General features: G+C 71.2%; 16 protein-coding genes and 2 tRNA genes. 14 read left to right on the top strand and 4 right to left on the bottom strand.

What is annotated here, in order from left to right:
- Positions 1-4 precede the first annotated feature (4 nt).
- On the bottom strand, positions 5-1,267 hold the full coding sequence (locus ABS64_RS09585; protein WP_292683207.1) for a chorismate-binding protein: 1,263 nt from the start codon (positions 1,265-1,267) through the stop codon (positions 5-7).
- Between the two features lie 71 nt (positions 1,268-1,338).
- Between ABS64_RS09585 and ABS64_RS09580 the strand changes: the two genes are divergently transcribed.
- From ABS64_RS09580 to ABS64_RS09555, 6 genes are all read left to right on the top strand, one after another.
- Entirely contained in the window at positions 1,339-1,896 is a 558-nt protein-coding gene (locus tag ABS64_RS09580; RefSeq protein WP_288121521.1) for a hypothetical protein, read from the top strand.
- A gap of 63 nt (positions 1,897-1,959) precedes the next feature.
- Complete coding sequence (locus ABS64_RS09575; RefSeq protein WP_036287402.1) at positions 1,960-2,673, top strand: class I SAM-dependent methyltransferase; 714 nt, start codon at positions 1,960-1,962, stop codon at positions 2,671-2,673.
- Between the two features lie 137 nt (positions 2,674-2,810).
- Entirely contained in the window at positions 2,811-3,872 is a 1,062-nt protein-coding gene (locus tag ABS64_RS09570; RefSeq protein ID WP_204947710.1) for a polyprenyl synthetase family protein, read from the top strand.
- Between the two features lie 64 nt (positions 3,873-3,936).
- Positions 3,937-5,310, top strand: coding sequence for an FAD-dependent oxidoreductase (locus ABS64_RS09565; RefSeq protein WP_288121522.1), 1,374 nt, complete (start codon positions 3,937-3,939; stop codon positions 5,308-5,310).
- 195 nt (positions 5,311-5,505) lie between these two features.
- The gene (locus ABS64_RS09560) at positions 5,506-6,333 is read left to right on the top strand and encodes a type IV toxin-antitoxin system AbiEi family antitoxin domain-containing protein (RefSeq protein WP_288121523.1); all 828 of its coding nucleotides are present in this window, start codon (positions 5,506-5,508) and stop codon (positions 6,331-6,333) included.
- 120 nt (positions 6,334-6,453) lie between these two features.
- Entirely contained in the window at positions 6,454-7,410 is a 957-nt protein-coding gene (locus tag ABS64_RS09555) for an alpha/beta hydrolase (RefSeq protein ID WP_288121524.1), read from the top strand.
- Between the two features lie 10 nt (positions 7,411-7,420).
- On the opposite strand, the gene ABS64_RS09550 is transcribed toward ABS64_RS09555, so the two are convergent.
- Entirely contained in the window at positions 7,421-8,836 is a 1,416-nt protein-coding gene (locus ABS64_RS09550) for a D-alanyl-D-alanine carboxypeptidase (protein WP_292683199.1), read from the bottom strand.
- Between the two features lie 244 nt (positions 8,837-9,080).
- Here ABS64_RS09550 and ABS64_RS09545 point away from each other — a divergent pair, with 244 nt between their 5' ends.
- Entirely contained in the window at positions 9,081-10,835 is a 1,755-nt protein-coding gene (locus ABS64_RS09545) for an AMP-dependent synthetase/ligase (RefSeq protein ID WP_292683197.1), read from the top strand.
- Positions 10,836-10,870: 35 nt separating this feature from the next.
- Complete coding sequence (locus ABS64_RS09540) at positions 10,871-11,746, top strand: DUF1295 domain-containing protein (protein WP_292683194.1); 876 nt, start codon at positions 10,871-10,873, stop codon at positions 11,744-11,746.
- A 296-nt stretch (positions 11,747-12,042) separates the two neighbouring features.
- Here the strand turns inward: ABS64_RS09540 and ABS64_RS09535 are convergent, their stop codons facing one another.
- Positions 12,043-12,531, bottom strand: coding sequence for a YajQ family cyclic di-GMP-binding protein (locus ABS64_RS09535; RefSeq protein WP_005049876.1), 489 nt, complete (start codon positions 12,529-12,531; stop codon positions 12,043-12,045).
- A 96-nt stretch (positions 12,532-12,627) separates the two neighbouring features.
- Between ABS64_RS09535 and ABS64_RS09530 the strand changes: the two genes are divergently transcribed.
- The 3 genes from ABS64_RS09530 to ABS64_RS09520 all read left to right on the top strand — a co-directional run bounded on the left by ABS64_RS09530 (position 12,628) and on the right by ABS64_RS09520 (position 14,370).
- Complete coding sequence (locus ABS64_RS09530) at positions 12,628-13,113, top strand: FBP domain-containing protein (RefSeq protein WP_036287381.1); 486 nt, start codon at positions 12,628-12,630, stop codon at positions 13,111-13,113.
- Between the two features lie 100 nt (positions 13,114-13,213).
- A tRNA-Tyr gene (locus ABS64_RS09525) sits at positions 13,214-13,295 on the top strand.
- A 124-nt stretch (positions 13,296-13,419) separates the two neighbouring features.
- Positions 13,420-14,370 carry a hypothetical protein gene (locus tag ABS64_RS09520; protein ID WP_036287377.1) on the top strand — a complete coding sequence of 317 codons (951 nt, stop codon included), beginning with the start codon at positions 13,420-13,422 and terminating at the stop codon, positions 14,368-14,370.
- Between the two features lie 3 nt (positions 14,371-14,373).
- Here the strand turns inward: ABS64_RS09520 and ABS64_RS09515 are convergent, their stop codons facing one another.
- On the bottom strand, positions 14,374-15,939 hold the full coding sequence (locus tag ABS64_RS09515; protein WP_292683186.1) for an NAD(P)/FAD-dependent oxidoreductase: 1,566 nt from the start codon (positions 15,937-15,939) through the stop codon (positions 14,374-14,376).
- A 31-nt stretch (positions 15,940-15,970) separates the two neighbouring features.
- On the opposite strand from ABS64_RS09515, the gene ABS64_RS09510 reads away from it, so the two are divergent.
- From ABS64_RS09510 to ABS64_RS09500, 3 genes are all read left to right on the top strand, one after another.
- The gene (locus ABS64_RS09510; protein ID WP_036282812.1) at positions 15,971-16,762 is read left to right on the top strand and encodes an inositol monophosphatase family protein; all 792 of its coding nucleotides are present in this window, start codon (positions 15,971-15,973) and stop codon (positions 16,760-16,762) included.
- Positions 16,763-16,938: 176 nt separating this feature from the next.
- Positions 16,939-18,366 carry a M23 family metallopeptidase gene (locus ABS64_RS09505; protein ID WP_292683182.1) on the top strand — a complete coding sequence of 476 codons (1,428 nt, stop codon included), beginning with the start codon at positions 16,939-16,941 and terminating at the stop codon, positions 18,364-18,366.
- 63 nt (positions 18,367-18,429) lie between these two features.
- Positions 18,430-18,501, top strand: a tRNA-Thr gene (locus ABS64_RS09500).
- The last annotated feature ends 23 nt before the right edge of the window (positions 18,502-18,524 follow it).

Genomic DNA, 18,524 nt, shown 5'->3' with positions numbered 1-18,524 from the left:
CGCCCTACGCCAGGGCGTCGACGATCGGGCGGAACTTCACGCGGGTCTCGAGCATCTCGGCCTCGGGGTCGCTGCCGGCGACGATCCCGGCGCCGGCGTGCGCGCGGAACGGGATGCCGTCGGCATCCGCCGCCGCGAGATCGAACTGGGCCCCGCGCAGCGCGATCGCCCACTCGCCATCGCCGTTCACGTCGACCCACCCGACGGGTCCGGCGTAGCGGCCACGGTCGAACGGCTCGATGCGACGGATCGCGGCCAGGGCGGCGGCCGTCGGCGTTCCCGCGACGGCCGCCGTCGGGTGCAGCACCCCCAGCAGGTCGAGGGCGGAGGTCTCGGGGGCGGTCGTGGCCTCCACATCGGTCGCGAGGTGCCAGACGTTCGGCAGCGCGAGAGTGAACGGCTGCTCCGCGGCCGCCAGCGCGCTCGCGTGCGGCGAGAGGGCGTCGACGAGACTGCGCACGGCGTACTGGTGCTCGGCGAGGTCCTTGGCGCTCGTCGCCAGGCGCAGCGCCGCCTCGCGATCGGCATCCGGTCCCGACCCCCGCGCGACGGTGCCGGCCAGCACGCGCGCGGTCACCTGGCCGCCCGAGACGGTGACGAGCGTTTCGGGGCTCGCGCCGATGAGCCCGTGCACGGCGTAGACCCACGTGTCGGGGTACGCGGAGGCGAGCGAGCGTGCGAGTCGGCGCAGGTCGGCGCCGGCGGGAACCGTGCCGGCCAGCTCCCGAGCGAGCACGACCTTGCTGACCTCTCCGGCGGCGATGGCGGCGAGCCCGGCACGGACCGCATCCTGATAGCCCTCCGGAGTCAGCGCGCCGGGTCCCACCGCGGCCGACCAGTGCGGGCCGTAGCCGATCGCGCGGGGCTCGTCGGGCTCGGGGGCGCCGTCGTCGGGCAGCACCCAGCTCACCCAGGTGCGGCCGTCGCGCGTGCCGATCGTCATCCGCGGCACCGTCAGCACCGCGGTCGCGGCCGACTGCACGTCGAACGGCAACGCGCCGAAGGCGATCAGGCCGCTGCCGGAAACGCCGACGTGGTCGTCCACCGTCGCCGCCGCCGCAACCGCGCGCCAGCGGTCGGCGAGGGTCGCGGCATCCGCCGCCGGCACCTCCATGCGCAGCGCCGAGCCGACGCCCACGAGCCACGATCCCCGTCGCGCCCACACCAGGGGGTTGGCCGGGTCGGCGTATTCGAGCAGGTCGTCGATCGCGGCGATCTCCCGGCTCACGATGCGCAGGCGGGGTGGCAAGAGCGGCGCGGAACTCACCCGATCAGCCTAATCCGCCGGGCGCACGCCGCAGCCGGGCGCCGAAGGTGAGGGCGGGTTAGGCTCCCGCCATGACCGATCGACCCGCGCCCGGCACCCCGCTCGTCTTCCGCTGGCGCAAGTGGGACGGCGCGCCGCACTGGGAGCACGAGTGCGTGTATCTCGGCAGCGACGTCCACGGCGACTGGGTCGGTCAGCGCGACGGCTGGCGCAGTGCCCGACCGGGCGTCGACACGGTCAGCGACGGCGACAACGTCACCCTGATCCCGCCGAGCGGCGAATACGCCGCCACCCTCAACGCGACCCACCCGCGCATCGCGATCTACATCGATGTGGCGTGGGATCTGCGATGGGATGCCGCGGCGGACCCCGCCGGCATCCCGAGCCCCACGGGCATCGACATGGATCTCGACGTCGTGCGTGCCCGCGACGGCCGCGGCACCTGGATCGACGACCGCGACGAGTGGGACGAGCATCGCGTGCAGTACGGGTATCCCTTGGACATCGTCGAGCGCCTCGAACGCGTCGCCCTCGAGCTCGAGGTCGAGGTCCGTGCCGAGCGGGCGCCGTACGACCAGGCGACGGCGGCGCGCTGGCTCGCCGTTCTCGCGGCGCTGCCTCATCGCTGAGAGCCGCCGCGCTGCCGCGCCGCCGCGCTGCCGCGCTGCCGCGAGCGCGCCTAGGATCGAAGGGTGAGTGAACACCGCGCCGACCTGGGCAAGGATCCGTCCCGCGTGAGCGGCATGTTCGACGAGGTCGCCGCCGGTTACGACCGCACGAACACCGTGCTGAGCCTCGGCAACGACCGGCTGTGGCGCATCGCCACGACGCGTGCCATTGCCCCGCGGCCCGGCCAGCGCATCCTCGACCTCGCCGCCGGAACCGGCGCGAGCTCGGTCGCCCTGGCGCGCAGCGGCGCAGAGGTGGTGGCCGGCGACTTCTCGCCGGGCATGATCGCCGAGGGCCGCCGTCGTCACGGACACGTGCCCAACGTCACCTTCGTCGAAGCCGATGCGATGGCGCTGCCGTTCGCCGACGGCGAGTTCGACGTCGTCACCATCTCGTTCGGCCTGCGCAACGTCAACGACCCGAAGAAGGCGCTCGCCGAGATGCTGCGGGTGACCGCCCCCGGCGGCATGCTGCTGGTGTGCGAGTTCTCGCACCCGCAGAACCCCGCGTTCGCGAGCCTCTACCGGTTCTACAACGACCGGATCCTGCCGACGGTGGCGCGCAGCGTGAGCTCGAACGCCGACGCGTACGACTACCTCAACGAGTCGATCAAGGACTGGCCCGACCAGGTGACGCTCTCGTCGTGGATCCGCGACGCCGGCTGGACCCGCGTCGCCCACCGCGACCTCACCTTCGGCATCGTCGCGCTGCACCGCGCGGTCAAGCCGCTCGTCTGAGCCCCGTTTCGACTCGCTGCCCTCGCTCACCGAGCGGGCGAGACAGCGACTCCCGGTCGTTGAGCGAGGGCGCGCAGCACCCGAGTCGAAACGGCCTCCGCGACCGCGGGTGCGACGGCCGCGGGTAGGCTGGGAGGGTGACTGCGAGCTCCTCCGCTGCCGGTGCGCGATTGACGGCCAACCTCGGTCTGGCCGAGCGTGTGCTCGCCGGTCCCCGGATGCGCAAACTGCTCGCCGTCGTCGAGGACGGCCTCGACCGCGTCGAGGACACCCTCGCCCGTGAGCTGCGCGTCAGCGACGCCCTCGCCGATGCCACGACCCGCTATCTCTACGAGGCAGGCGGCAAGCGGGTGCGGCCCATGCTCACCCTGCTCACCGCGCAGCTGGGCGAAGGCACCACAGAGAACGTCATCACGGGTGCCACGGCCCTGGAGATGACCCACCTGGGCTCGCTCTATCACGACGACGTCATGGACGGCGCGGACGTGCGTCGCGGGGTGCCCAGCGCCCACGCCGTCTGGGGCAACAACGTCGCCATCCTCACCGGCGACCTCATGTTCTCGCGCGCCAGCCAGCTCATGGCGCAGATCGGCGAACGCGCGATCCGTCTGCAGGCCGACACGTTCGAGCGTCTCGTCCTCGGACAGATGCACGAGACGGTCGGCGCTCAGGCCGGTGAGGACCCCGTCGAGTTCTACCTCCAGGTGCTGGCCGACAAGACCGGATCGCTGATCGCGGCATCCGCTCAGGCCGGCATCCTGTTCTCGGACGCGCCGTCGGAGTACCGCCGTCCCGCGCTGGAGTACGGCGAGAAGGTCGGCGTGGCCTTCCAGTTGCTCGACGACGTCATCGACCTCTCCGACGATCCCACCGAGACCGGCAAGGTCCCCGGTACCGACCTGCGCGCCGGCGTGCCGACCATGCCCTACCTGCTTCTCGCCCGGGCCGCCGACCCGGCCTCGCGCGCGCTGAAGGCCACGATCGACGACGGCGTGGCGCGCATCGCCGACGGGGCAGACCCCGCGATCCTCGATGAGGCGATGCAGCAGCTGCGTACGCACGCCGTGACGGCCGAGACCCGTGCGAAGGCGTACGAGTGGGCGGATGCCGCGATCGCGGCGATCGATCCGCTTCCGGCCGGTCCCGTGCGCGATGCGCTGGTCAAACTCGCCCACGTCATCGTCGACCGCTCCAGCTGATCGCGTCTCGACCCGGGCCTGCCGGCCCTCGCCCCACGACCGGATGAACACGAAGGACACACCCATGACCAAGCTGAGGCTGGCCATCGTCGGCGCGGGCCCCGCCGGCATCTACGCGGCGGACATCCTGTTGAAGGCCGAGCGCAAGTTCGACGTCTCGATCGATCTGTTCGACCACCTTCCCGCTCCCTACGGACTCGTGCGCTACGGCGTCGCCCCCGACCACCCCCGCATCAAGGGGATCATCACCGCCCTTCGCGACGTGCTCGATCGCGGTGACATCCGCATCTTCGGCAACGTCCGCTTCGGTCAGGACCTCACCCTCGACGACCTGAAGCAGCACTACAACGCCGTCATCTTCGCCACCGGTGCGATCAAGGATGCCGACCTCGACATCCCCGGCATCGATGCGGCCGGCTCGTTCGGCGCGGCCGACTTCGTCAGCTGGTACGACGGCCACCCGGACTTCCCGCGCGAGTGGCCGCTGGATGCGGCATCCGTCGCCGTGATCGGAAACGGCAACGTCGCGCTCGACGTCGCGCGTGTGCTCGCCAAGCACGCCGAAGACCTCCTCGTCACCGAGATCCCCGCGAATGTGCAGGCCGGGCTGGAGGCTTCGCAGGTGACCGACGTGCACGTGTTCGGTCGACGCGGCCCCGCCCAGGTGAAGTTCACGCCGCTGGAGCTGCGCGAGCTCGGCGAGCTGCGCGACGTCGACATGGTCGTCTACGACGAGGACTTCGACTACGACGAGGCGTCGCGCACCGCGGTCGCCAGCAACAAGCAGGTCATGGTCATCGACCGGGTGCTGCAGTCGTGGCGTCAGCGGCCGGGCGTCAACAACGCCGGAGGCGCGGCGTCGCGCCGGCTGCACCTGCACTTCTGGGCCAAGCCCGTCGAGGTGAAGACCGACGACAGCGGCCGCGTCGCCGCTCTCGTGTACGAGCGCACCCGTCCGGACGGTCAGGGCGGCGTCATCGGCACCGGCGAGCTGCGCGAGGTGCCGATCCAGCAGCTGTACCGCGCCGTCGGCTACTTCGGATCGCCCCTGCCGGGCGTGCCGTTCGACAAGAAGCACGGCGTGATCCCCAATCACGAGGGTCAGGTGCTGCACAAGGACTCCAACGAGCGCGTGCCCGGCGTCTATGCGACCGGCTGGATCAAGCGCGGCCCGGTCGGACTCATCGGGCACACGAAGTCGGACGCGATGGAGACGATCAGCCACCTCATCAATGACCAGGCGTCGTGGTGGCAGCCCGCCGACCCGTCGCCGGAGGCGATCCCCGCCCTGCTGGCCGAGCGCGGCGTCGCCTGGACGGATCTGGACGGGTGGCACCGCCTCGACGAGCACGAGGTCGCTCTCGGCGCCCCGCACGAGCGTGCGCGCATCAAGGTCGTCGACCGGGACGAGATGGTCCGGGTCTCGCGCGGCGAGTAAGCCGTCGGTTCGGGCGGAGATGTCGCGTCGGGAGGTCGTTTTCGCGGCATCCGTCCTCCCGAACGGAAATCTCCTCCGCTGGCGCGCACGGGTGGGCCTGCTTCGACTCCTCCCCAGCGGGGCGAGGCGACAGGTTGTGCACGGATGCCGCGGCGCGCGGGGTCGCCGGCTGTGGCTCGGGTCACGATGTCGCACATGGATGCCGCGACGTGGGCCCGTGCACGCGGAGGCGTGGTCCGCAGCGATCGGATCGCTCGAGCCGGATACGGGCGCGGTGCGCTCGACCGCGCGGTGGCGCGGCGGGAGCTGGTGCGCGTGGCTCGCGGCTGGCTGGCCGTACCGGATGCCGACCCGCACCTGACCGCGGCGGCACGGTCGGGCGTGGTGATCTCGTGCGTGACGCAGGCGCGCCGGCGCGGCTGGTGGGTGCACGACGACGACGCGCGCGTTCACGTCGCCGCTCACGCTCACGCCGGGAGGGCGCCGACGGCCACCGCGGTCGTGCACTGGGCGCGGCCGGTGGTGCCGCGGCATCCGGATGCACTGGTCGATGCTCCCGAGAACGTGCTCGCTGCGGTCGCCGCGTGCCAACCGTTCGAGGTCGCGTTGGCGGTGTGGGAGTCGGCTCTGCGGAAGGAAGAGGTCAGCGCCCCGGCGCTGGCACGGCTTCGCCTTCCGGCCTGTGCGCGCCGTGTGCTCGCGGCGGCGGAGGTCTGGTCCGACTCGGGATTGGAGACGATCGTCGTGCCCCGGTTGCGGTGGATGCGTCTGTCGCTGCGGCGCCAGATCTGGATCGCCGGCCACCGCGTCGACCTGCTCATCGGCGAGCGGCTCGTCCTGCAGATCGACGGCGGCCACCATGTCGGAGCGCAGCGCGATGCCGACAACGCGCACGATGCCGCCCTCATGCTGCTCGGGTATCACGTGATCCGCGTCGGCTATCGACAGGTGATCCATCAGTGGGAGCAGGTGCAGGACGTGCTCATGCGTGCGGTCGCCCAGGGACTCCACCTCGCGCGCTGAACCGCCCGGGAGGAGATGCCGCGTCGGGAGGTCGCTGCCGCGGCATCCGTCCTCCCGAACGGAAATCTCCTCCGCTATCCCCGTCGCCCCGCACAGAGGGGCCGCGGATAGGCTGGCGACATGGTGGGCGAGTGGGTCGCAGACATCCTCGGGCCGGGCTTCGAGCAGCTCACGCTCGAGCTCGGCGTGGACGCCGCTCCCGCCACCCTCGTGCGATCCCTCCCGCGGATGCCGTGGCTGCGACCGTTGAACGGTGTGGACGTGCTGTACGTGCACGGGTGGTCGGACTACTTCTTCCAGACGGAGCTGGCGCACTTCTGGACGGGCCTCGGTGCCCGGTTCTACGCCCTGGACCTGCACGGATACGGCCGGAGCCTGCGCCCGGGGCAGATCCCCGGATACGTCACGACGCTCGACGACTACGATCCCGACATCGCCGCCGCCCTCGCCGCGATGGGCACGCACGATCGCGGCCGGCGGCTCGTGCTGCTGGGGCACTCGACGGGAGGACTCACCCTGAGCCTCTGGGCGGCACGGCATCGCGGCGCGGCCTCCGCCGTCGTGCTCAACAGTCCGTGGCTGGAGCTGCAGACGGGTGCGATCGGGCGTCAGGCCATCGCCCCGATCATCGCGATGCGGGCACGCTTCGACCCTCTCGGCGCGCACCCAGTCGTCGATCTCGGCTTCTACACGCGCGCGCAGCGCGAACTGGGGACCCTGCCCGACAGTCCCGAAGGCTGGCGTCCCGAGCGGGGCTTTCCCACCCATCCGGGGTGGCTCGCCGCCGTGATGCGGGGTCACGCCACGGTCGCCGGCGGCCTGACGATCGACGCCCCGGTGCTCACCCTGCTCTCGGCCGCGTCGACCACGCCGCTGCAGTGGACGCCGGAGATGACCTCCACCGACAGCGTGCTGGTGGTCGCCGACATCGCCCGGGCGGCGACGCGGGTCGGCTCTCTCGTGACGGTCGCGCACATCGACGGCGCGATCCACGACGTGTTCCTGTCGGCGCCGAAGCCGAGGGATGCCGCGTACGGCGTGCTGCGCCGGTGGCTCGTCTCGGGCGCGCTGGGCTGATCCGCGCCGCTCAGCCGCCGGCGGTGGGAGTCGGGGACGGGCTCACGCTCGGCGACGGCGACGGCGCCGGGCCGCCGAGCAGCGAGGGGTGGGTCAGCTTCCACCAGTCGTCGGGAGGGGCGATCGTTCCGCGCACGGCCACCGCGACGCTGGCACTGCGGCCGCCGGAGGTCCACGTGGCGATGCCGATCTGCTGGCCGTCCTGGCCGGTCGGCGCAATCGTCAGCGTGATCGATGCGGTGATCGGCGTATCGGACCACGTGAGCAGGCTCTCGTCGCGTGACAGCACCAACTGCGCCTCCCCGCCCCAGGGGCTCGTCACCGTGCCGACCGGTGTTCCCGCTTTCGCGACCGGCACCAGGTGCACGCCGGCGGCGACGCTGCGCAGCGCGGTGGTGACATCGGCATCCACCTGCTCCCGCGACTGCCCATCGAGCGAGACGCCGACGATCTTCAGCGGTTCGCCCAGTCCGGGGTTGCTCGTCGCGGTGTAGAGCAGTGCGAACGTCCCGGCGCCGAGGTTGCCCGTCTTCAGGCCGGTCACACCGTCGCTGCCGAGCAGATCGTTGGTGTTGTCCACCTCTCCGACCGTCGGGACGGTGGCTGACGGCATCGACGTGATCCGGGCGAGCGCGGGATTGGCCGCGGCGAGCTGTCCGATGGCGAGCAGATCACTCGGTGTGCTCGTGTTGCGCTCATCGATGCCGGTGGGCTCGACGATCGTCGTTCCGTTCAGCTGGTGAGCCTGGAGCCACGTGCGCGTCGCGGAGACGTAGCCCGAACGGGAGCCGAAGGCCCACATCGCCACCGCGTCGGCATAGTTGCTCGCCGACGGCAGCAGCATGGTGGTCAGGGCGTCGCGCAGCGACATGGAGCTGCCGGTCGGCATGGCGGCCACCGTCGCGCCGAGCACGTAGTACTGGTCGTACAGGTCGTGGTCGGCCTTGTCGAACGTGATCGTCGGACCGGGGTCGTCGGCGCTCTGCAGCGGATGAGCGTCGAGCACGACGAGCGCGGTGATCAGCTTGCTGATGCTCGCGATCGGTCGGGGCTGGTCGTCACCGCTCACCGCGTGCAGTCCCGCCGCCCCCAGATCGCCTGCGGCGCCGACCACCGAGATCGCGGCGGCCCGTCCGGAGGGCATCGCCAGCGCTGCCGGGGCGCCCGGCGCCACGGTCGGAACGCGTGTCGTCGTCTCGAGCGCGGGCAACGGCGCCGAGAGGGCCCACGCCGTGTAGCCGCCGGCGCCGGCGACGATCGCGAGCACGACACCTGCGGCGATCAGCCAGCCACGGCGGCGGCGGCGCCGACGCCGGCGCAGGCGCTCGGCATCCTCGGCGGACAGCGACACGTGCGACGCACCGCTGGGGGCCGAGGCCATCAGGTCGGCGAAGTCCTCGAGCCCGTCGTCGTGCGGCATGGTCATCGGCCTCCCCGTGCGGTGACGGCGCACGCCGGGAGCCGCGGCATGACAGCGGAGGAGCTCACTCTGCGAGCGTATCCGGTCGCGCACGCGGCGAGAGCCTCCATACCGTGTCGGCGGGCGCTTCGGCAACCCATCCGGGCGTCGGGCGCGAGCATGGCAGGATTTCGGAGCGGACACCCGATCCGATCGGGCCACGGCTCCGAACAAGAGGCAGCTACGCCCATCCCGAAGGAGAGCTCCGTCCGTGAGAGAAGTCTCGACTGCGCCGCTTGCCGACCTGTCGGCGTACCGCAATGTCACCGACCTGCTGACGCGTCGGGTCGACGAGGCTCCCGACCACGTCGCCTTCGACGTGCGCGACGGAGAACGGTGGCGGCCGGTGACGACAGCCGCCTTTGCCGCCGAAGTGCGCGCGGTCGCCAAGGGGCTGCTGGCCGACGGCCTGCAAACCGGCGACGCCGTGGCGATCATGGCCCCGACGCGCTACGAGTGGGCCGTCGCCGACCTGGCCGTCTGGTTCGCGGGAGGCGTCGTCGTGCCCGTGTACGACTCCTCCGCGCCGAGCCAGGTCGCGGCGATCGTCGCCGACGCCGGCGTGCGCGTCGCCTTCTTCGGTGACGAGCGCTCCCGGTCCGCGTTGACGGCGGCCGGAGTGCCGACCGTCCTGTCCCTGACGCGTGGCCTGGCCGACCTCGCCGCTCGCGGCGGCCTCGTCGACGACGCCGTGCTCGAGCGTGCCCGCACGGATGCCGGCCCCACCTCGCCCGCGACGATCGTCTACACCTCGGGCACGAGCGGCACGCCCAAGGGCGTCGTCCTCAGCCACGAGAACTTCCTCGGGCAGGTGCTCAACATCGCCGCCGCGTACTCCGACATCGTGCGCGCGGACGGCAGCACGATGATCTTCCTTCCCCTGGCGCACGTGCTGGCCCGGGGGCTGCAGCTGATCTGTCTCGCCAGCGGCATGCGCATCGCTCACCTCTCAGAACCGTCGGAAGTCGTCGCCTCGCTCGCGGAGCTGCGCCCGACGTTCCTCGTGGTCGTGCCCCGCATTCTCGAGAAGATCGCCGCGGCGGCCCGGGCCAAGGCCGCCGACAAGCACCTCGGGCGGGTCTGGGATGCCGCGGTTCGCACCGCCACAGAGCTTGCACGACGTGAGGAGCAGATCGACGACGGCCAGACGCCGGCGTCGTCGTGGAGCCTACGGGTGCGTCGCCGCGTGTTCGACGCCCTCTTCTACCGTCGCATTCGCGCCCTCATGGGCGGGCGCATCGGCTACGTGCTCTCGGGCGGCGCGACGTTGCCGTCGCGGCTGTCTTTGCTTTTTCGCGGCATGGGTGTTCCGGTGATCGAGGGGTACGGGCTGACCGAGACGACCGCGCCTCTCACCGGCAACCTTCCCGGTCGCATCCGCTCGGGCACCGTCGGGGTGCCGCTTCCCGGCTCGACCGTGCGCATCGCCGACGACGGCGAGGTGCTCGCGAAGGGCGTCGGTGTGTTCGCCGGCTATCGCAACGCGGACGATGACCGTGACGCCTTCGTCGACGGCTTCTTCCGCACCGGTGACCTCGGCAGGCTCGACGAGCGCGGCCGTCTCGTGCTGGAGGGACGCGTCAAGGACGTCGTCACGACGTCGGGTGGCAAGACCGTCGCCCCCGCGCGGTGGGAAGCGGCGATCGAAGAGCACCCTGTCATCTCGTCCGCGGTGACCGTGGGGGAGGGGCGGCCGTATCTGACCGCGCTCATCGTGCTCGATCAGGACACGGTGACCGCCGCACGCGGCAGCGCCGTGGCGCTGGATGACCCCGACCTCCGCGCAGAGGTGCAGCGGGCCGTCGACGAAGCCAACGCGCTGGTCTCGCGCAGCGAGCAGGTGCGACGGTTCGCGCTCGTCTTCGCGGATGCCGAGGATCGCGAGATCGTGACACCGACGCTGAAGATCCGGCGTCGTCAGCTGCTCGATCGCGAGTCGGGCACCATCGACGCCCTCTACCTCTGACCCGCCCTCCTACGCCCCACAACCGGAGAACTCCCATGTCACAGCGCCCGGGCGCCATCCTCGTCACCATCCTCGTCGCGCTCGGCATCGGCGCAGCGCTCGCCGTCGCCGGCGGAAGCGCCGGCGCATCGTGGGGCGGCATCCCGCTGTTCGCGCTCGCGGTCGTCGTGGCATTCGCGATCCAGGTCGTCGCCTACATTCCGGCGGCGCTACTGTGTACCGAGAAGTTCTTCGATCTCACGGGAGGCCTGACGTTCGCACTGGTCGCGATCGTCTTGCTGGCGGCCGTCGCCCCGGCCTCGGTGCGGGCGTGGGTGCTGGCCGCCATGATCGTCGTGTGGGGGGTGCGGCTGTCCGTGTTCCTGTACGTGCGGGTGCACGCGCAGGGCGCGGACGGCCGCTTCGATGACATCAAGATCAACCCATTGGCGTTCCTGCGGGTCTGGATCATCCAGGGTCTGTGGGTCGCCGTCACGTCGTCGGCCGCGTGGGTCGGCATCACCGCTACCGCCGCGGGTGGGCTCGACGTCTGGATCGTCATCGGTGCCGTGGTGTGGCTCGTGGGCCTGCTCATCGAGGTCGTCGCCGACGGGCAGAAGGCGGCGTTCCGCAAGGATGCCGCCAACAAGGGGCGCTTCATCGATTCGGGCGTCTGGGCGTGGTCGCGGCATCCGAACTACTTCGGCGAGATCCTCGTCTGGGTCGGCGTCGCGATCGTCGCGCTGCCGGCGGCCGTGGGCTGGCAGTGGGTCACCGTGATCTCGCCGCTGTTCGTGATCCTTCTGCTGACGCGGGTGAGCGGCATCCCGATGCTGGAGAAGCGCGCCGACGCGCGCTGGGGTGACGAGCCCGCATACCAGGAATACAAGAAGCGCACGCCGGTGCTGGTGCCCGGTTTCGGCCGCGGGTAGGGCCTCGGGCGGCCGGGGCCTGAGACCCGCAACCTGCGAGAAGCAGCATTCCCGCGGCGGTCACCGCGGTCACCGCGGGCGCCGCTACCAGGCGGCGTGAGCGTCGTCGGATGTCATGCACGCCGAAACCTTACGGTTCCCGGTGATGAATCCGGTGAGTGCCCTCGCCCTCATCGCCCCGGTGCCTCGTCGCCCCGGCGCAGGCAATCTGCCCGGCGCAGGCAAAGACGGCCCAGATCGGCCTGTTCTCGGCAGATCGCCTGCGCCGAGCAAGCCGCTTCGCCCCGGTGCCCGGCTTACCGGTAGTTGACGAACTGCAGGTCGACGTCGAGGTCGGCCGCCTTCAGCATCCGCTGCACTTCCTGCAGGTCGTCGCGCGACTTGGACTGCACGCGCAGCTCGTCGCCCTGGATCTGCGCCTTGACCGACTTGGGTCCCTCGTCGCGGATGAGCTTGGTGATCTTCTTCGCATTCTCGGAGGAGATCCCCTCCTTGAGCGTGGAGGTGATGCGGTACTCCTTGCCGGAGGCCTGCGGCTCACCCGACTCGAGCGACTTCAGGGAGATGCCCCGCTTGATCAGCTTCGACTGGAACACGTCCAGCACGGCCTTCGCGCGCTCTTCACTGTTGGCCTTGATGAGGATCGCCTCGCCGCTCCAGTCGATCGACGCGTCGGTGCCCTTGAAGTCGTAGCGCTGCTCGACCTCTTTGCGGGCCTGGTTGAGCGCGTTGTCCGCCTCCTGGCGGTCGATCTTGGAGACGATGTCGAAAGAGGAGTCAGCCATGCGTGGCAGTCTAGCCGCGGCCGTGCGAGCAGTCCCAGGACGCCGAGCGGATGCCGAGCCCGCGCCCGCGGCCGGGCTCTTTCGTAGACTGGACGGATGCAGCCGCTCACGGAGAACCAGGTGCGCGCCGCCCTCGTCAACGCGACACCCGATGAGCTCGACCGCGTGGGCGTTCCGCTCTCTCTCGTGCTCGCGGACTGGGATCACCTCGATTTCCTCGCGTGGTCCGATCCGGACTTCCGAGGTCGGGGCTACATGATCGTCGAGCGTGACGGCGTGCCCACGGGGATCGTGCTGCGCGCGGCATCCGGATCCCGTCCGCGCGCGGCGATGTGCAACCTCTGCCACACGATGCAGCCCGGCAATCAGGTCGCCCTGTTCACGGCGCGACGGGCGGGGGATGCCGGGGATCGCGGCGACAGCGTCGGCACCTACATCTGCGCCGATCTGGGCTGCCACGAGAACGTCCGCCTTGCGGCGCCGCTCGCGCCGAGCGAGGTGCGTGCCAGCGTCGACCGCCGCATCGACGGGACGCGCCATCGCGTGGAGGCCTTCGTGGAGCGGGTCGTGGCCCCGCTCTGACGCGCGCGATGCGGCCCGTGGTTTTTCGGAACGCGTGCGGCCGGGTAAGATGGTTGATCGCGCCTCCGGTCGACTGCAAAAGCCGGGCGGGTGCGCACTTGGCGAGTTACCCAAGCGGCCAAAGGGATCTGACTGTAAATCAGCCGTCTTCGACTTCGGGGGTTCGAATCCCTCACTCGCCACCCACCGAAAGGCCCCGCAGATGCGGGGCCTTTCGCTTTCCCGCGTGCGCAGCGACACTCTCGCGCCGTCGCACCCGCGTGACAGGATGGGTGCACGGCTGGATGCCCGACGAAGGGGAGAGACATGACCGAACCGACGAGTTCACCGCAGTCGAACAAGATCCTGCGAGCGACGATCTGGGTCGCGATCGGCGCTCTGATCGCCGCCGCCCTCGTGTGCGTGGTGTGGGTACTGATCGGCGACTCGAACGGCATCGTGGGTAAGGCGTTCCTGACGATCCTGCTGCTGGCCGGCTTCGCCGGCGTCTCGATCGCCGAGTCGAACATGGCCCAGAACCGGCCCACCTGGCTCGCGCTGACGAGCATGATCTCGTGGGTGCTCATCCTGCTGGTGGGAGCGTTCCTCATCTGGATGCCGACCAGCGGCTACTTCGGCGCCGGCGCCGAGCGCGTGTTCAAGTTCATCGTCATCGCGCTCATCATCCAGGGGGCTCTCCTGCACGCACGCCTCTTCCTCAAAGCGTTCCAGCGGCACCAGACGACCTTCACCTCGATCGTCACCTACGTGACCATCGGGCTCGTCGTCATCCTCATGGTCATGCTCGTGCTGCCGCTGATGACCGACGAGTTCGTCACCTACCGTCCGCTCTACTGGCGCGTGGTCGTCGCGCTCGCGATCCTGTCGGCGGTGGGCACGGCGCTCCTGCCGCTGGTCAACGCCCTCTTCGCCCCGAAGCGTCCGCGCCCGCACCTCGCCGCCCCCTACGGTGCGGCTCCTTACGGTTCGGCCCCACTCCCCGTGGCGGCGCCCGCTGCCCCGGCTCAGCCGCCCGCGCCGGCACCGGCACCCGCTCCGGCGGCATCCGCACCGTGGCCCACCTTCGCCGACGGCGTCACGCCGCTGCCGGTGTTCCCCGACGGCTCGCCGGACTGGAACGCCTACTACACGGGTCAGCCCTCGCCCGGCGCACGCTTCTGGTTCACGGAGGGCGCAAGCGCCCCGACGGCTCCGGCCGCGCAGGGGCACGACGGGTACCCGCCGGCCCCGCCGCTGCCGCCCCAGCAGCACAGCTGAGGGTCAGTCGAGCATCTCCAGCGCCGCCATCGCGGCGTTATGGCCGCCGATGCCGCTGACGGCGCCGCCGCGGCGCGCGCCCGAGCCGCACATCAGCACCCGCTCGTGCGCCGTCGCCACGCCCCAGCGCTCGGCCGCCGTCTCGAGCGGCTCGTCGTCGCCCGCCCACGGCCACGACAACGGCCCGTGGAAGATGTCGCCGGCGGTCATGCCGAGCGATCCCTCCAGGTCCGTGGTCGTCCGCGCTTCGATGCACGGCGAGCCGTCGGGCGCGACGTACAGGCAGTCGGCGAGCGGTTCGGCGAGCACCGCGTCGAGCGAGCGGGTCGCGGCATCCACGAGCGTCGACCGGTAGTCGGCGCTCGTGACACCGGCAGCCAATCGGTGCGGAACCTGCAGTCCGAACAGGGTGAGCGTCTGCGCGCCCGACTGCTGCAGAGCCGGTCCGAGAATCGACGGATCGGTGAGGGAGTGGCAGTAGATCTCGGCGGGAAGGGGACGCGGGATGCCGCCGTCCACCGCGGCCGCGTAGGCGTCGTCGAGCTGGGTCATCGTCTCGTTGACGTGGAACGTGCCGGCGAAGGCCGCTTCGGGCGAGACCGTCGTGTGACGCAGCTGCGGCAGACGTGACAGCAGCATGTTGACCTTCAGCTGCGCGCCCTCCGGTGCCGCGTCGTCCGCGGGGTCCGCCGCGTCGCCGAGGAGCCGATCGAGCACCGCGGGGCCCACGCCGCTGAGAACCAGGCGTCCGGTGAGGATCTCGCCCGAGGCGAGCGTCACGGTGCCGCCGGGCGCGACCGCGCTTACGGTCGCATCGACGCGGATCTCGGCGCCCGCGCGGCGCGCCGCGTTCTCGAGCGCGGCGCTCACGCGGCCCATGCCGCCGACGGGAACGTCCCAGTCGCCGGTGCCGCCGCCGACCACGTGGTAGAGGAAGCAGCGGTTCTGGCGCAGGGAGGGATCGTCGGCCCAGGAGAAGGTGCCGATGAGGCCGTCGGTGAGGGCGATGCCGCGCGCGATGTCGGTGCCCAGCCCGTCGCGCAGCAGACCGCCCAGCGGTCGCGTCGTGAGCGCGTCCCAGAGCGCGGTGTCGGCGACTTCCGCTCGCATCTCGCCCGCGCGGCGCAGGGGCTCTGTCACCGAGGGGAAGACGGTCGCAGCGAGCGGGAGGAGGCGGTCGGTGAACGCCTCGAAGCGCTCCGCCTCGCGGAGGTCACCGGTCGTGCGGATGACGCTCGCGGTGGTGGCCGCGGCATCCGCGTTGTCGATGAGGATGCCGCGGGACGGGTCGGCGGGGTCGGGGGTGTACGACGAGTAGCGGCGCCGTCGCAGGTCGAGGCGCAGATCGAGGTCGTCGATGATCGTGCGAGGCAGCAGGCTCACGAGGTACGAGTAGCGCGACAGGCGCGCATCCACGCCCGCCCAGGGCTGCTCCGACACCGCGGCGCCGCCGACGTGGTCCTGCCGTTCCAGCACGACGACGCGCTTGCGCGCCCGGGCGAGATAGGCGGCGGCGGTGAGGGCGTTGTGTCCACCGCCCACGATCACGACGTCGTAGTGCGCGCTCATGAGGCCACGGTAGTGCGCGTAGCGTGGAGGCATGGTGGATGCCGCGCAGTGGGAAAAGATCGCCGTCGACATCGCACGGGAGGCCGGCGCGCTCGCGCGGCGTCGCCGGGCCGAGGGCGTCGCGGTGGCGGCGACCAAGTCCACCCTCGCCGACATCGTGACCGAGGCCGACCGCGAGGTGGAGCAGCTCATCCGCGACCGGCTGGCCGCAGTCCGGCCCGACGACGGCTTTCTCGGGGAGGAGTCCGACCCGCAGCCCGGCACGAGCGGTGTGACCTGGGTCGTCGACCCCATCGACGGCACGGTCAACTACGCCTACGGCATTCCGCAGTACGCGGTCAGCATCGCCGCCGTGACCGGGGAGGCGACGCCCGAGACGTGGGTGGCACAGGCCGCGGCGGTCTACAGCCCCGCCGTCGACGAGCTCTTCCACGCGCACCGCGGTGGAGGGGCCTGGCTCGGCGATCAGCCTCTGCACGTGTCGACGGTCACGGATGCCGGGGCCCTCCTCGCGACCGGTTTCGGATACGACCCCGCCACCCACGACGGCGACCTGGCGCGGGTGCGCCGGATGATGGTGCTCGCCCGCGACCTGCGTCGCGCCGGCGCGGCCTCGCTCGACCTGGCCTACGTCGCCGCCGGGCGGCTCGACGGGTACTTCGAGCGCGGGCTCAAGCCGTGGGACCACGCGGCGGGAGCGCTGCTGGTGACGGAGGCGGGCGGCATCGTCGGCGGTCGCCCGGGCGGCGCGCCCGGTGCGGAGATGACGATCGCGGCCGGTCCGGAGCTGTTTCCGCGGATGCGCGAGTTGCTGGAGGTGTGAGGCGTCCGCGGGTTGATAGGAACGTGGACCGTGTGTCCATGGCATTCCCAGCGACCACGATGTAGTGTTTACCCGATCGTTATCTTTGCCGGCCCGAACGGCGAAGCGATCCGAAGCCCGTAGTACGTCGTCGTGCGGAGCACCCTTCCGCGCGGCCTGACGAGAGCCTGTGTGATTTGACCCCCGACACCCCCGCGGCCGATGCGACGCCCTCGCGGCGTGCCAGCCGACGAACCGAGTCGGCCGCAACGCCGACCGGGCCGGGTGCACTGACCCGCGCTGAATACCGTCGCCTGGCTGCCCAGGCCGCCGCCGAGGCCGCTCCCGCGGACGACGTTCTCCCTGTCGCTTCTGCCGCCGTCGCCGAGGTGACGCAGCCCGAGGCGCCTGTCGAGTCCGCGCCCGCCGAGCCCTCCCTCGCCGAGTCGGTCGTCGCCGACGTCGCTGCGGCGATCGTCGCCGAAACCGTCGCCGGGGCACAACCCGACGAAGCCTCCCGTCGGCGTCTGCGCCGCGCCGCGCGAGCCGTGTTCGAATCGGTCGCCACCGAGGACGCATCCGCGGTCGCCGTGACGGTGGACGCCGCCGCGGCCGTCGACCACGAAGCGGATGCCGTGCCCGCTCCGGTCGCCGACCAGCTCCCGAGCGATTCCGCGTTCGTCGCGGCATCCGAGAGCTGCGACCTCGACGAGTTCGAGTTCGCTGCCCGCCTGTTCTCCTTCACGGGGGAGATGCCGGTGCAGCGTCCCTCGACCGCCGCTGCCGAGCCGGCGGAACCGGTTTCCGCTGCCGAGGCCGTCGTCCATGTCGCCGCACGCCGCCGCCCGCGTGGCGCGGCGATCGCCAAGCGGATGGCTGCGGCGTCGTTCTCGGTGGGCGTCATGGCGGTCGTCGGCCTGCTCGCGGTGGGCACGACCACGCCGGCGGCTGCGATCGCCTCGGCATCCGACTCGTCGAACACCGCCGCGCAGCCCACCGTCGTCGCCGCCAGTCAGAAGCTGACGAAGAGCTCGGATGCCGGTCAGATCCAGGCGTTCGTGGCTTCGGGAACCGATGCTCCGACCGCGCTGGATCGACCCGAAAGCTACAACGTCACGTCGATGTCGGAGCTTGCGGCCGAGTCGGGCGTGCGCCTGTTCGCGAACACGTGGGTGAACGACCCGTCGTCGCCCATCCAGTACCCGTTCCCCGTCGGGGTGCCGATCTCGGCCGCCTTCGGGTCCATCGCGTACCTCTCGGAGTTCGCTACCCCCCACAACGGCGTCGACCTGACCCCGGGTGAGGGCGCGGAGATCCACGCTGTCGCCGCGGGCACCGTGCGCATCGCGACCGAGTCCGGTGGCGATTACGGTGTGACGGTGCTGATCGACCACATCATCGACGGCCAGCTCGTCTCCACTCGCTACGGCCACATGCAGTACGGCTCGCTGCAGGTGAAGGTGGGCGACAAGGTCACCGCCGGACAGGTCATCGGCCGCGTCGGACAGACCGGTAAGGCGACCGGACCCCACCTGCACCTCGAGGTGCTGCTGGGGGGCACCACCCGCATCGACCCGATGCCGTGGCTGGCCGAGCACACCAAGCCCGGCCACACCGTCGGCTGAGCCGATTCTGTCGGACGCCCCGGCTCTGATATTCTTTTCTGGTTGCCCCGCGAGGGGTGGCACGCCCCGATAGCTCAGTGGCAGAGCACTTCCATGGTAAGGAAGGGGTCGTCAGTTCAATCCTGACTCGGGGCTCGCAGCATCCACATCTCGCCGTG

It is taken from the genome of Microbacterium sp. SCN 69-37, from assembly GCF_001724435.1.
Taxonomy (GTDB): Bacteria; Actinomycetota; Actinomycetes; order Actinomycetales; family Microbacteriaceae; genus Microbacterium; species Microbacterium laevaniformans.
The sequence above is the reverse complement of the archived record's forward strand: the minus strand, read 5'-3'. Positions and strand labels throughout refer to the sequence as shown.